The sequence below is a fragment of the Curtobacterium sp. MCLR17_054 genome, from assembly GCF_003234335.2.
GTDB classification, from domain to species: Bacteria; Actinomycetota; Actinomycetes; order Actinomycetales; family Microbacteriaceae; genus Curtobacterium; species Curtobacterium flaccumfaciens.
Genome location: NZ_CP126263.1, coordinates 3,254,273 through 3,267,719 on the forward strand (window position 1 = coordinate 3,254,273; position 13,447 = coordinate 3,267,719).

The following is a 13,447-nucleotide window of genomic DNA, read 5'->3' on the forward strand; positions in this document are numbered from 1 at the left end:
GGCGGCGTCGCCACGGGCCTCCCGTCCGCCCCGTCACCGACTCAGGCGCACTTCGATACGTGCGCATAGACTCGCGACATGCGCGAACTCGGCTTCCTCTCCTTCGTCCCGAACCACGGCGGCACCCACGGCGCCGCCGGCGCCCTGGAGGACGGCCTGCGCCTGTTCGAGACCGCCGAGTCCCTCGGCTACGGGACGGGCTGGGTGCGCGGACGGCACTTCGAGCCGTACCTGACGAGCCCGATGACCTTCTTCGCGGCAGCCGCGCAGCGCACCAGCACCATCGCGTTCGGCACCGCCGTGCTCGGCATGCGCTACGAGGACCCGGTGCGCCTCGCCGAGGACGCCAGCACGGTCGACCTGCTCAGCGGTGGCCGGGTGCAGCTCGGCATCAGCACGGGCATCGCCGGGTACGGTCCGATCCTCGACCCGGTGTTCGGCACGGTCGACCGCAGCTTCCGCGGCGAGGCCGAGGCCCGCGCCGCACGGCTGCTCGAGGTGCTGCAGGGTGAGCCCCTGGGCAGTGCCGGCAAGGGCTACGAGAGCATCCCCGCCGGGGCCGACCTGACCCTGCAGCCGCTCAGCCCGGGCCTGCGCGACCGCGTGTGGTGGGGCGGCGGCAGCATGGGCACGGCGGTCCGCACGGCCGAGAAGGGCCTCCTGCTGCACTGCTCGACCCTGAACACCGAGGACACCGGCGCCCCGTTCACCCAGGCGCAGGCCGACCAGATCGCCGCCTACCGCGAGCGGTTCGCCGAGCTGCACCCGCAGCGCGAGTCCAAGGTCGCCGTGGGCCGGATCGTGGTGCCGCTCCTCGACGACCACGACCGCGCCGTGCACGAGGAGTTCCTGACCGGGTACGCCTCCGGGATGGACGACGAGGGCCGGCCGCTCTCGGGGAACCCGCCGTTCCGGTTCAGCAAGGTCGTGTCCGGCGAACCGGCGGCCATCGTCGACAGCCTGCTCGCCGACCCGGCGGTCACCGCCACCGACGAACTGGTCATCACCCTGCCGGCGAACGGCGACCGTGCGGCGCACGAGCGGATCCTGCGCATCGTGGCCGAGGAGATCGCCCCGGCGCTGCGGGCCTGAGGGCCGGTGCCTCGGGCTTGATCGCCGGCGCCGCGGGCCCGACCACCTGCGGTCCCGCCGCCGCACCACCACCGAGAGTCAAGGGCATCCGGCGGGGCTCTGATCGAGTTGGTGAGGCCCGAGAGCCCGGCCGGATGACCATCTCGTCCCTGATCCGCACGAGATGGTGCACCCATCGTTCCACCTACCGAGCGGTTTGTCACACCGTTCCGCGCACCCGGGACGTATGAAGTTGACCAAGTGTCACTCGTTTTTCCGAACCGGGACGAAGTGCGGCAACCGGTTCACCGGTGCGCATCGGGGCCGGAACGACGAATGCGTCCCCGCGCGGACGCGGGGACGCATTCTGGGACGCACCGGGGAGGCCAGGGCAACAACGGCCGGATCAGGAGACCGAGTCGCTCACCCAGCGACCCCGTAGTCGGTGCGTGCGCGGACGGTAACCAGCCGACTCGCGCAGAACGATGTTACTGAACGGAGTCGGGAGCTGCGCGGAAACCGGACGACTTCGTCACTCCAGTTCGAGGGACGCGGTTCCGGCGTCGTCGACGACCGAGGCGCCGACGTGCAACGTGAAGGTCCCTGACTCGTACTGCCACGAGCCGTCCCAGTGGGCGAAGGCACGCGCCGGGACCTCGATCGAGACCTCCGTCGAGGCGCCCGCGGCGAGCCGGACCGGGGCGAACCCGACCAACCAGCGCACCGGGCGGTCAACCGCCGACTCCGCTCGGGACGCGTAGACCTGCACGACGTGCTTGCCGGCCCGGTCGCCTGTGTTCGCGACGGTCGCCGTGACGATGACGGCGTCGCCCTCGCGCACGGTCGGGGTCGCGGAGACGCCATCGATCGACCACGTGGTGTAACCGAGGCCGTGCCCGAACGGGTACGCCGGTTCGGTGCCGGCCCGCAGCCACGCCCGGTAACCGACGTGGACACCCTCGTCGTAGGCGACCTTCCCGTCGACCGGGGTGACGTCGAGCACGGGGACGTCGGCCATCGCGACCGGCCACGTCGTGGGCAGGCGGCCGCCGGGCTCCTGCGCCCCCGTCAGCACGTCGGCCAGGGCGTTGCCGTACTCCTGCCCGCCGAACCAGGTCAGCAGCACCGCGGCGACGTCGTTCCGCCACGGCATCTCGACCGGCGACCCGGCGTTCACGACGACGACCGTGTTCGGGTTCGCCGCGGCGACCGCGCGCACCAGGTCGTCCTGGTGACCGGGGAGTGCCAGCGAGGATCGGTCGTAGCCCTCGGACTCGACCTTGGAGTTCGTCCCGACCACGACGACGGCGACGTCCGCACCACGGGCGGCATCCACAGCCGCCTCGATCAGCACGGCCGGGTCGTCGTCCGACGGCTCGGTGCCGAACTGGTACGCCAGCACGCCGCCGAGCGTCTCGTCCTGCACGATGTCGTACTCGATGCGGATCGCGACCTGCTGGCCGGTGGTCACCTCGACCGGCACCGACCGCGCCGGCGGGTTGAGGAACGCGGCACCGAGCTGGTCGCCCTCGAACGGCACGTCCTCGTCGAGCAGCAGTTCGCCGTCGATCCACATGCGTGACCGTCCGGCCGCGCCGATGCCGAACCGCACGGTCCCGGTCGACTCGGCCGTGTAGGTGGTGGTGATGTCGAGCCGGTCGGCTTCGCGGGTCGGGGCGTCGCCGCCGAACCAGAACAGTGCCGTCGCGCGGCGGTCCTCGACGAACAGCTCCTCGCCGTCCTTGACGAAGGCGACCCGGGCGCCGGGTTCCCCGGTGCCGGGGTTCGTGATGGTGGACAGCGGGAACTCCGCGATGCCCTCCTGCACGACGGCGCCGATCCCGTAGTCCACGCTCACGCCGGGGAAGGCCGAGCGGATGCCGTCCAGCGGTGACACGACCTGCGACGGCACGACCGTGGCCGAGCCGCCGCCCTGCGTGCGGGCCTGGTCGGCGTTGTGCCCGATCACCGCGATGCGCGACACGGCGGGGGCGTCGAGCGGCAGGACACCGGTGTTGCGGACCAGGACCGTGCCCTCGGCCTCGGCCTCGCGCACGAACGCGATGCCGTCCTCGACGTGCACGGGCGACGCGGCGACGGGCTCGAAGCCCTCGAGCGCGCCGACACGGGCAGCCAGGGTCAGGATCCGGTGGACCTTGCGGTCGATCGCCGCCATCGGCACCTCGCCGGACTGCACGGCGGCGAGCAGCGGGCCCTCACTCCACCACGGGTTCGGCCCGGGCATCGCGACGTCCTGCGACGCCTTCGCCGAGTCCACCGAACGCACCCCGGTCCAGTCGGACACGACGATGCCGTCGAAGCCCCACTCCGAGTTGAGCGGGGTCTCGAGCAGGTCGTTCTCCGACGCCGTCACGCCGTTGATCGCGTTGTACGACGACATGATCGCCCAGGCGTGCGCCTCGGTCACGGCCTTCTCGAACGCCAGCAGGTACAGCTCGCGCAGCGCGCGGTCCGACACCTCTGTCGACGCGGTGAAGCGGTCGGTCTCGTAGTCGTTCGCGATGTAGTGCTTCGGGGTGGCGGCGACACCGTTCTCCTGCACGCCGTCGACGTACGACGCGGCCAGGTCCCCGGTGAGCACAGGGTCCTCGCTGAACGCCTCGAAGTGCCGGCCACCGAGCGGGGACCGGTGCAGGTTGATGGTCGGGCCGAGCACGACGTCGACGCCCTTGCGGCGGGCCTCCACCGCGGCGGCGGCGCCGTAGCGCTTCGCGATCGCGCGGTCCCACGAGGCACTCAGCGCGGTCGCCGACGGCAGGTTCAGGGACGGGTCGCGCTCGTCCCACACCTCGCCGCGCACGCCCGACGGTCCGTCCGACATCAGGATCCGGCGCAGCCCGATCTTCTCGATGGGCCAGGTGGTCCAGAAGTCACGTCCGGTGAGCAGCTGCACCTTCTCGTCGGTGGTCAGCTGGCCGAGGAGCGCATCGATGCGCTCGGTCAGCGGCGTCGACGGACTGGAGGCGGTGCTCGCGTCGTTCACGGTGGTCACGGTGGTCGGTCCTCTCGTTCAGGGCCGCGGGGCGCCGCCTGGACGGCCGGGGCCTCGTCGCCCACACCCACCATCCACCGGGTTCGCCGCCCGCGCTGGCAGCTCCTGCACCGTACCACCGAAAACCAACCGTTGCTTGGTTTTCTCGGGTCTCCTGCGGGCGGTACAGTCTGGCCATGGCACGACGGGGTTCGTACGCAAAGGGCATCGCGAAGCGCGAGGAGATCCTCACGGTCGCGCTGGACCTCGTGGCGTCCCAGGGCTTCCGGCGGACGAGCATCAAGGACATCGCCGACGCCGTGGAGCTGACCCAGGCCGGACTGCTGCACTACTTCGACTCCAAGGACGAGCTCTGGGTCGAGATCCTCCGCCGGCGCGACGAGCTCGACCTCGCGCACGACTGGCAGGCCGCGGACCCGGCAGCCCTGCTCGCGGCGATCGTGCGGCACAACGCCGAGGTCCCGGGCCTGGTGCAGATGTTCGTCAACCTGTCCGCCGCCGCTGCCACCGACGCCGAGCACCCGGCGCACGAGTACTTCCGCGAGCGCTACGAACGCAGCCGCCGTGACCTGTCCGCCGACTTCCGCACCATGCAGCAGGACGGTCGGCTGCGTACCGACATCGACCCCGACGAACTCACCAGCGTGCTGCTCGCGGTGTCCGACGGCATGCAGATCCAGTGGCTCTTCGACCCCACCCGCGACATGGCCGAGCACGTCGAACTCGTCGCCCGCCTCGCGATCGCCCAGGTCGCCCCCACCGCCTGACGGGCTCCCCCGCCCGAACCAGGTTACGGACACAGCACCGCGCGATCCCGTGGTGTCGTGTCCGGAACCTGGTTCCGCAGTGGGGTACGGACAGGGCCTGGTCGCGTCAGGTGCGGCGGGGCAGGATGGTCGGTGCCCGCCAGGGTGTGTTCCGACGACGATGTGGAGTGACGCGATGACGCGTGTAGTGGTGACCGGTGGCAGCGGCAAGCTCGGACGAGCGGTGGTGCGCGACCTCGATGCGCACGGGTACGACGTGGTCCTGCTCGACCGCGTCCCCTCCCCCGACAAGCCCGAGCGTGTCCCGTTCGTGCGGATCGACCTGACCGACCACGGCCAGGTCCTGAACGCCCTGCTCGGCATCGACGACCGGTACGACCACGTCGACGCCGTCGTGCACCTCGCGGCGGTGCCGGCCCCGGGGCAGGTTCCCGACGTGGCCCTCATCACGAACAACGTGACCTCGTCGATCAACGTCTTCCACGCCGCCCGTGCCGCGAAGATCAAGAACGTCGTGTGGGCGTCGAGCGAGACCCTGCTCGGCATCCCGATGGGCGAGCACCACCCGCCCTACCTGCCGGTCGACGAGGAGTTCGCGGTCCGCCCGCAGTCGTCGTACTCCCTCGGCAAGGCGGTCGAGGAGGAGATGGCCCGCCACTTCACGCGCTGGGACCCGGAGCTGAAGATGATCGGTCTGCGCTTCTCGAACGTGATGGACGAGACCGACTACCCGGCGTTCCCGTGGGACGCCACCCCCGAGGCGAAGACGTTCAACCTGTGGTCGTACATCGACTCCCGCGACGGGGCCCAGGCCGTCCGCCGGGCACTCGAGGCCGACCTCACCGGGTTCGAGGCGTTCGTCATTGCCAGCCCCGACACGGTGATGGACACCCCGACCATCGAGCTCGTCGAGCGCTTCGTGCCGGACATCGAGCGACGTGCGGACATCGACGGTGTCAGCTCGCTGCTGTCGTCGGAGAAGGCCCGCGAACTCCTCGGCTACACGCCCGAGCACAGCTGGCGCGACCACCGCGCCTGATCGTCAGGCGGCGGGGACGAGCAGCCCGTCGAGCACCAGGTCGCGCGCCGCCGGCAGCAGGTCGGCGGCGAGCGCCTGCTCGTCCACGCCGGTGATCTGCGCGAGCGCGCCGATGATCGCCGCGACGGACAGGTCGCCGTCGCAGGCGCCCACGAACGCCGCGAGTGCGGTGTCCGCGTCCACCCGGCGCCCGAGCCCGCCGCCCTGCACCAGGGTCATCACGGTGGGGTCGTCGTTGCCCGGCCAGTAGTACCGCTCCTCGGTGACGTCACCGGCCACCGACAGGTGGGCGGCGGCGAGCGCGACATCGTCGTGCGCGGCGAGCCAGGCGGCTGCGTCGAGGACGCGGGCGACCGTCGCGCCGAGGCCCGCGGGGTTGGAGCCGAGCGTCTCGGGGACCCGCTCGAACCGGCGGAGGCCGGACGGGCCTCCAGGCAGGGGTCGACGCACCACGACGTAGCCGAAGCCGACGCCGGTGACGCGCCGGTCCGCGAAGTCGTCGAGCCAGGCGCCCATCAGGGTGTCGAACTCGGCCGTGCCGGGCTTCGTCCCGCCGTCGCGGATCCAGGTCTCCGCGTAGGACGTCGGGTCCTGCCGCTCGCGCTCGATCACCCAGACGTCGAGGTCGGTGTCGGCGAACCAGCCGCGCACGCGGTCCAGGCCGTCGACGCCCCAGTGGTACTCCCAGTTGCCGAGGAGCTGAGCGGTGCCGCCGGGCTCCAGGTGGTCGGACAGGCCGCGGAGCACCGTCTCGACCAGGGCGTCGCCGACCATGCCGCCGTCGCGGTACTCGTACGACGGGACGCCCTCGCGACGGGGCGTGATGACGAAGGGCGGGTTCGAGACGATCCGGTCGAAGCGCTCTCCCGCGACCGGCTCGAACAGTGAGCCGAACCGGAAGTCGATGCCGTCGATGCCGTTCAACTGGGCGTTGAACCGGGCGATGTCGAGGGCACGGCGCGAGATGTCGGTGGCGACCACGTGGTCGGCGAAGCGCCGCGCGTGCATGGCCTGGATGCCGCACCCGGTGCCGAGGTCGAGCACCCGCTCGACCGGCACGGGCACCTGCAGGCCGCTCAGCGTCGTGGTGGCGCCGCCGATGCCGAGCACGTGTTCCTCGCTGATCGCGTGCCCGAGGGCGAGCTCGCCGAGGTCGGAGACGATCCACCAGCTGCCGGCGCCGAGGTCGTCGACGAAGGCGTAGGGGCGCAGGTCGACGGTGGGGTGCACGAGCGCGTCGGCGCTGTCGCCTTCGCCTTCGCCTTCGCCTTCGCTGCGCAGCAGGCCCGCGGCGATGACGGCGTCGAGCCCGGCGGTCGGGAACGCCGCGGCGGCCTCGGACCGCGTCACCGGCAGGCCGAGCACGAACAGTGTCGCCAGTGTGCCGAGCGGCGTGGTCTCGCGGGCGGCGAGCGCACGGAGCGCGGCGACCCGCGAACCCCGGTGCAGCGATGCTGCGGCCTCGGTACCCCACAGGGAGTCGAGCCGGTCGACGGTGAAGCCGGCCGCTGTCAGGTCCGCGGCGAGCGCCGTGGTGACGGCGGGGTCCGCGACGATCGACGGCAGCGTGTGCACAGTGTCCACGCCGGCGGTTGCACCGTCGCTCACGAGGCGATCCCCTCGCGCAGCAGGGCCGCGGGGACCTGCCAGTCGAGCACCAGGTCGAGGAGCCCGGGGAACCGCTGCTGCACGTCCTCGACGCGGACGCGGCTGACGCGGGTCAGGCCCTCCAGGTGCTGCTCGAGCAGACCGGCCTCGCGCAGGACCCGGAAGTGGTGGGTCAGCGTGGACTTCGGCCGGTCGATGCCGACCCAGCCGCAGCTGCGCTCACCCCCGGCCGCGTCGACCAGGTAGCGGTGCAGGATCGCGAGCCGGATCGGATCGCTCAGGGCGTCCATCACGACCGGGAGGTCCATCTCGGCCACGGACGGCTGCGGCAGCCGTTCAGGAGCATCGACGTGCGCGGGCATGGACGGGACGCTACCACCGTTCGGCTTGCTGTACGACTTGCGTCGTACTGTTCGAGTGCGGTACGAATGCAGTCGTACTGCACGGAGATGGAAAGGGGTGCGCATGCACCAGTCAGCTCGTTCGGTCGCCGGGTTCTGGATCCTGGCGGCGATGCTCCTGGTCTCGGTCGCGTCGTCGGCCGTGCCGTCGCCGATCTACCCGGTCTACGCAGCCGAGTGGCACCTCACCCCACTCATGCTCACCGGGGTCTTCGCCATCTACGTCGCCGGCCTGCTCGCGAGCCTGCTCGTCGCGGGTCGCCTGTCCGACCACGTCGGCCGAAAGCCCGTGCTGGTCGTCGGCGGCCTGGGCGTCGCACTGTCACTCGGCCTGTTCGCGATGGCGGACGGGGTCGTCGCGCTCATCGTCGACCGGATCGTGCAGGGTGTCTCGGTCGGGCTGCTCATCGGGGCCCTCGGCGCGGCCCTCATCGACAACTCCCTCGAACGCCACCCCACCATGGCGGGCGTGCTGAACGGCGTCATCCCGCCGATCGCCCTGGCCACCGGCGCGATGTCGAGCGGCGCGCTGGTGCAGTGGGGTCCGGCGCCGGAGCAGCTCGTCTACCTGCTGTTCGGCGCACTCCTCGTGCTGCTGGTGCTCGCGCTGTTCGTCGTCCCCGAGCAGGTACAGCGTCGCCCCGGTGCACTCCGGTCCCTGCGCCCGACGATCAGCGTGCCGCGGTCCTCGCGCCGGCTGTTCCGCGGTGTCGCCGGCTCGCTCGTCGCCAGCTGGGCGCTCGGCGGCATGTTCCTGTCGCTCGTGCCCTCGGCGCTCGGCACGGTGTTCGGGATCACCAACCACTTCGCCGCCGGTGCGCTCATCGCCGTGGTCACCGGCGTCGGCGCGCTGACCGGTCTGGCGATCCAGCGGATGGACACCCGTCGCGCGGTCCTGCTCGGACTCGTGGCCCTCGTGCTCGGCCCGATCGTCACCGTGTCGTTCGTGTTCGCACACTCCCTTCCGGGCATGGTCGTCGGCAGCGCGATCGCCGGTGTCGGATTCGGCGCCGGGTTCCAGGCGCCGCTGCGGATGCTGCTCGCCACCGCTGCCCCGACCCACCGTGCCGGGCTGCTCTCCACGATCTACGTCGTCAGCTACCTGGCGTTCGGGGTGCCCTCGGTCATCGGCGGGCTGCTCGAGCCCTCGGTCGGTCTCGTCCCGGTCATCGCCGGGTACGGCGGCTTCATCGTGCTCGCCGCGGTCGTCGCCCTCGTGCTGCAACTGTCGTCGAAGGACGCCGCCGAGGTCGAGGAGCGCGCCGCCGAGGTCGTCGAGCGCACCGCGACCGGCTCGATCCGGGTCGCGGCCGAGTAAGCGACACGTCCGGTACGGTGCGACGCACTCGCACGGAGCGGCGATGCCCATCCGGTGCGAGGTTGATCGCTCGGTGCGAGTCTGCAGCGCCGCACGGAGCCATCAACCTCGCACGCGGTGACCAGCACCGCACGGTGCCGACCGCGGGGGCCCGACCGCGGCCGCCCGACTAGTGGCCCGGTCGCGCCGAGTTCGTCCCGCGAGCGCGCGCACGCACCCCGACGGTCCGCGCCGCACCGGTGTGCGCAGCGTCGACGTCAGCCTTGCCCCGGTCCGCAGCATCGCGCAGACGCTTCGGCCCGTGCCGCTTGGCCCAGTCCCAGAAGCGGTGCAGCTGCGCCTTGAGCCACGTGATGATCTTGTGGAAGAAGTGGAACTCGCTCGCCAGCACCGTGAGGCCGATGAACACCACGAGCCACCCCGGGCCCGGCAGCGGCACCAGGATCAGCCCGATGATGACGACCAGCCCGCCCACCAGACCGACCAGCACCTTGTAGAGCAGGTGCACGTGCGGCCGCGCGTGGATCCAGGTGCGCAGGCGGTGGAACCACTGGAAGCGCTGGCGCGGCGCGCCGTCGGCCCGGGCTTCGCCGGGTCGGTCGTTCGGGTCGCCGTCCATGCCGAAAACGTAGGGCGCGCGGCTGGGAATCAGCGGCGCACGGGGTGGACGCGGGGTGCGCATGCCGGGAGGCGCGTGGCGGGGACAGCCCGCGCCTCCAGGGCGGCAGGCGGCACCGATCGCGTGCCCCTCACGCGTGCGCGACGCACGTCGCCGCCCACGGGACGGCGGCCAGCCGTGCCTCCGGGATGGGCTCGCCGCCGACCGTGCAGCGACCGTAGGTGCCGTCGTCGAGTCGTGCGAGCGCTGCGTCCACCTGGCGGATCCGCAGTTGGGCGCCGTCGCGGACCGCACCGAGCGAGCCGCGTTCCCAGGCCAGGGTCGCACCCTCCGGGTCGTGTTCGTCGTCGGAGTTCGCGCCCTGCCGGGCGTCACTGACGTCGCGCATGCTCCGCTCGACCTCGGCGAGCAGCCGTTCGTTGCGGGCGCGTTCGGCCTCGAGTGCGGGGCGGGGGTCCTCCATCCCGGCCACGGTAGTCGCGGCGGAATGGCCCCGCCTCCGGATGCGTTCGCATGGACATGACGAAGATCGGGTTCCTGTCGTTCGGACACTGGCGTGACGTGCCGGGGTCGAAGGTGCGCAGCGGGCGGGAGGCCCTGGTGCAGGCGATCGACCTCGCGGTCGCAGCCGAGGAAGCCGGCGTCGACGGCGCCTACTTCCGCGTCCACCACTTCGCGCCGCAGCAGGCCGCGCCGTTCCCGCTGCTCTCCGCCATCGCCGCGAAGACCAGCCGGATCGAGATCGGCACCGGCGTCATCGACATGCGCTACGAGAACCCGCTCTACATGGCGGAAGAGGCCGCGGCCACCGACCTGATCTCCGGCGGCCGACTGCAGCTCGGTGTCTCGCGGGGATCACCCGAGACCGCCCTGGCCGGCTACCAGCAGTTCGGCTACGTGCCCGACGCCTCCGACGAGAACGGCGGCGACATGGCCCGAGCGCACACGAACGTGTTCCGCCGTGCGATCGCCGGCGAGCCGATGGCCAACGCCAACCCGCAGATGACCGGTTCGGTCGGGTCCCTGCCGATCTCCCCGCTCTCCGACTCGCTCGGCGACCGGATCTGGTGGGGCGCAGGCACACGTGCCACCGCCGAGTGGACCGCCGAGCAGGGCATGAACCTGATGTCCTCGACCCTGCTGACGGAGGACACCGGCGTGCCCTTCGACCAGCTGCAGGCCGAGCAGATCGAGCGCTTCCGCCGGGTGTGGTCCGAGTCGGGCTGGGACCGCGAACCGCGCGTCTCGGTCTCGCGCAGCATCATCCCGATCATCGACGACGAGTCGCGCCACTACTTCGGCGTGCGCGCGCAGGTCGAGGGGCAGGACCAGGTCGGGCACCTCGACGGCGGGCTGGCCCGGTTCGGCCGGTCCTACATCGGTGAGCCCGAGCAGCTCGTCGCGGAGCTCGCGGCCGACCAGGCCGTCCGGGCTGCCGACACCGTGCTCGTCACCGTGCCGAACCAGCTCGGTGTGGACTTCAACGCCCGGCTGCTCGCCGCCGTGAAGGACGTGTTCACCGAGGTCGACGCGGAGCCCGTCCCCGCCTGACCCCGGATCGGGCTCGGGCTCAGCCGTTCGGCCAGAGCAGCCGGAACCGCTCGCACACGACCGGCATGTCCGGCGCGAACCCCCGCGGGTTCTCCGAGTGTGCGCGCCAGAACGCCTCGTGCACGGTCCGCCAGTGTTCGAGCGTCCGGTCGCCTTCCCCCTCGGCCCAGGCGTGGTCCGCGTCGACCTGGTCGAACGGAACCACCCGGACCGCCGTCGTCTCGATGACGGCACGGGGCGCACCCGAGCCGTCGGTCACGATGCTCACCTCGTCGGTCGCGGGCAGCGGATCGCCGGTCGCCTCGTAGTCCCAGAGCGACGACGCCGTGCCGACCTTGACCCCGTCGAGCACGAGCTGCAGGAGCGCATCCGCCTGCTCCGGGGTCGCGCCGAAGGACCACGCCTCCGGCACGTCCGCCGGAAGGCTCGGACGCTCGCTGCGTCGCGCGGTCCAGAAGTCGTCGAGCGTCGAGGGCACGCCCCGACCGTAGTGCACCGGTCCGGTCCCCCCTTGTGCTGACACCCGGCTGGGGACTGGGGCGAGGCCGACCGCGCTCCTAGGCTCGGGAGCGTCGATCCACCCCGCACCTCGAGGAGCAACCGTGACGCTGCCGGCCGCAGGCTGGTTCCCGGACCCGCAGGACGCCCGTCGTCTGCGCTGGTGGGACGGTCGCACCTGGGGCGCAGCCACGCGGGCCCCCGCGGCTGCTGCTGACCCGGTCACGCCGATCGTCGTCGCGCCGGTGGGGCCGTCGTTCTCGGTGCAGACCGCGGCGATCCGGACGGACGCGTGGGCATCGGGCACCGCCGGCGACCGTCGGCTCTGCGTGTTCACGGTGCTCGCGGTGCTGCTCGCCGTGGTCTCGGTCGTCGCGAACCCCTGGGGCCTGGCGGGACTGCTCGCCGTGGCGTGCGGGGTCATCGGCATCGTCCGTCCCGGGGCTGTCGGTGCCTGGGCCGTCGTGGCGCGGAGCGCTTCGGCGAGCGCCCTCGTCGTCGCGGTGACGACGACGGTCATCGCAGCGTCGGCCCAGTTCGACCTGTTCTGAGCGCGCAGGCGCCTACCGCCGCGCCCGCGGGTGTGCCGTCTGGTACACGTCCCGCAGCATGTCCGCCGTGACCATCGTGTAGATCTGCGTCGTGGCGACACTCGCGTGGCCGAGCAACTCCTGCACCACGCGCACATCGGCACCGCCCTCGAGCAGGTGCGTCGCGAACGAGTGCCGGAACGTGTGCGGTGACACGTGCGCCTCCAGGTCGGCGGCAGCAGCGGCGGCCTGGATCACGAGCCAGGCACTCTGCCGCGACAACCGCGCTCCACGGGCGCCGAGGAACAGCGCCGGCGTCGACGGCCCTCGTGCCGCGAACACCGGCCGTGCCCGCACCAGGTACGCGTCGATCGCGGCCCGGGCGAAGCTGCCGAGCGGCACGATCCGCTGCTTGTTGCCCTTGCCCGTGACCTTCACGACGGAGAGCTCGCCGTCGCCGTCCGACAGCGTCGTCACGTCGTCGACCGACAGCCCCACCGCCTCGGAGATCCGCGCACCGGTGGCGTAGAGGAGCTCGAGCAGGGCCTTGTCCCGCAGCTGGACGGGGTCGTCGGCGTCGACGGACACCACCCCGAGCAGCCGTTCCATGTCCTCGACGGGGATCGCCTTCGGCAGCCGCATCGGAGCCTTCGGCGGCCGGACGGCGGTGCCGGGGTCGAGCGGCAGCCAGCCCTCCCCCGCGGCGAAGGCGGTGAACGAGCGCACCGAACTGAGCATCCGCGCGATCGACCGCGGTGCCAGCGGACCTTCCGGTCGGGTGGCCAGGTGTGTCACGAACCCCGAGACGTCCGCCCGTGCCAACCGTGCCACGTCCTGCAGCACCGAGGAGCCCCCGGCCCGGTCCGCACCGTCCGACTCGACGACCGGAGCGGCGGCCAACCACGACGTGAACACGGCAAGATCCCGTCGGTACGCCGACAACGTGTGCTGCGAGAGTCCCCGCTCGATCGCGACGTGCCGCAGGTACGTCTCCGCGGCACGGTCGAGGGGCATCACCTCAGCAGGCTAACC

The 13,447-nt window shown here is 72.0% G+C and carries 13 protein-coding genes; 6 read left to right on the plus strand and 7 right to left on the minus strand.

Features of this window, described 5'->3' with window-relative positions:
* The first annotated feature begins 78 nt into the window (after positions 1-78).
* Positions 79-1,092 (plus strand): LLM class flavin-dependent oxidoreductase, encoded by a 1,014-nt coding sequence (locus tag DEJ08_RS15390; RefSeq protein ID WP_111055204.1) that lies wholly within the window; start codon positions 79-81, stop codon positions 1,090-1,092.
* A 511-nt stretch (positions 1,093-1,603) separates the two neighbouring features.
* Here the strand turns inward: DEJ08_RS15390 and DEJ08_RS15395 are convergent.
* Positions 1,604-4,084, minus strand: coding sequence for a glycoside hydrolase family 3 protein (locus DEJ08_RS15395; RefSeq protein WP_111055205.1), 2,481 nt, complete (start codon positions 4,082-4,084; stop codon positions 1,604-1,606).
* A gap of 176 nt (positions 4,085-4,260) precedes the next feature.
* Here DEJ08_RS15395 and DEJ08_RS15400 point away from each other — a divergent pair, with 176 nt between their 5' ends.
* Positions 4,261-4,851, plus strand: coding sequence for a TetR/AcrR family transcriptional regulator (locus DEJ08_RS15400; RefSeq protein ID WP_111024889.1), 591 nt, complete (start codon positions 4,261-4,263; stop codon positions 4,849-4,851).
* A 175-nt stretch (positions 4,852-5,026) separates the two neighbouring features.
* Positions 5,027-5,890, plus strand: a complete 864-nt coding sequence (locus DEJ08_RS15405; protein WP_071245140.1) for an NAD-dependent epimerase/dehydratase family protein — start codon at positions 5,027-5,029, stop codon at positions 5,888-5,890.
* 3 nt (positions 5,891-5,893) lie between these two features.
* Here the strand turns inward: DEJ08_RS15405 and DEJ08_RS15410 are convergent, their stop codons facing one another.
* Both DEJ08_RS15410 and DEJ08_RS15415 read right to left on the minus strand, forming a co-directional pair.
* Complete coding sequence (locus DEJ08_RS15410) at positions 5,894-7,498, minus strand: DUF7059 domain-containing protein (protein WP_258367220.1); 1,605 nt, start codon at positions 7,496-7,498, stop codon at positions 5,894-5,896.
* The gene (locus DEJ08_RS15415; protein WP_071245119.1) at positions 7,495-7,860 is read right to left on the minus strand and encodes an ArsR/SmtB family transcription factor; all 366 of its coding nucleotides are present in this window, start codon (positions 7,858-7,860) and stop codon (positions 7,495-7,497) included. Before DEJ08_RS15415 ends, DEJ08_RS15410 begins: the two co-directional genes overlap by 4 nt.
* 103 nt (positions 7,861-7,963) lie before the next feature.
* Here DEJ08_RS15415 and DEJ08_RS15420 point away from each other — a divergent pair, with 103 nt between their 5' ends.
* Positions 7,964-9,217: an MFS transporter gene (locus tag DEJ08_RS15420; RefSeq protein WP_111055221.1), complete on the plus strand. Its 1,254-nt coding sequence runs from the start codon at positions 7,964-7,966 to the stop codon at positions 9,215-9,217.
* A 169-nt stretch (positions 9,218-9,386) separates the two neighbouring features.
* On the opposite strand, the gene DEJ08_RS15425 is transcribed toward DEJ08_RS15420, so the two are convergent.
* Both DEJ08_RS15425 and DEJ08_RS15430 read right to left on the minus strand, forming a co-directional pair.
* On the minus strand, positions 9,387-9,836 hold the full coding sequence (locus tag DEJ08_RS15425) for a TIGR02611 family protein (protein ID WP_071405873.1): 450 nt from the start codon (positions 9,834-9,836) through the stop codon (positions 9,387-9,389).
* A 130-nt stretch (positions 9,837-9,966) separates the two neighbouring features.
* Positions 9,967-10,299 carry a TraR/DksA family transcriptional regulator gene (locus DEJ08_RS15430; protein WP_111055206.1) on the minus strand — a complete coding sequence of 111 codons (333 nt, stop codon included), beginning with the start codon at positions 10,297-10,299 and terminating at the stop codon, positions 9,967-9,969.
* A 50-nt stretch (positions 10,300-10,349) separates the two neighbouring features.
* On the opposite strand from DEJ08_RS15430, the gene DEJ08_RS15435 reads away from it, so the two are divergent.
* Complete coding sequence (locus DEJ08_RS15435; protein WP_111055207.1) at positions 10,350-11,387, plus strand: LLM class flavin-dependent oxidoreductase; 1,038 nt, start codon at positions 10,350-10,352, stop codon at positions 11,385-11,387.
* Between the two features lie 19 nt (positions 11,388-11,406).
* Here the strand turns inward: DEJ08_RS15435 and DEJ08_RS15440 are convergent, their stop codons facing one another.
* Positions 11,407-11,865, minus strand: a complete 459-nt coding sequence (locus DEJ08_RS15440; RefSeq protein WP_220035465.1) for an ASCH domain-containing protein — start codon at positions 11,863-11,865, stop codon at positions 11,407-11,409.
* Positions 11,866-11,989: 124 nt separating this feature from the next.
* Here DEJ08_RS15440 and DEJ08_RS15445 point away from each other — a divergent pair, with 124 nt between their 5' ends.
* Complete coding sequence (locus DEJ08_RS15445; RefSeq protein WP_111055209.1) at positions 11,990-12,436, plus strand: DUF2510 domain-containing protein; 447 nt, start codon at positions 11,990-11,992, stop codon at positions 12,434-12,436.
* Between the two features lie 12 nt (positions 12,437-12,448).
* On the opposite strand, the gene DEJ08_RS15450 is transcribed toward DEJ08_RS15445, so the two are convergent.
* Positions 12,449-13,429 carry a site-specific tyrosine recombinase XerD gene (locus tag DEJ08_RS15450; protein ID WP_111055210.1) on the minus strand — a complete coding sequence of 327 codons (981 nt, stop codon included), beginning with the start codon at positions 13,427-13,429 and terminating at the stop codon, positions 12,449-12,451.
* Positions 13,430-13,447: the final 18 nt, after the last annotated feature.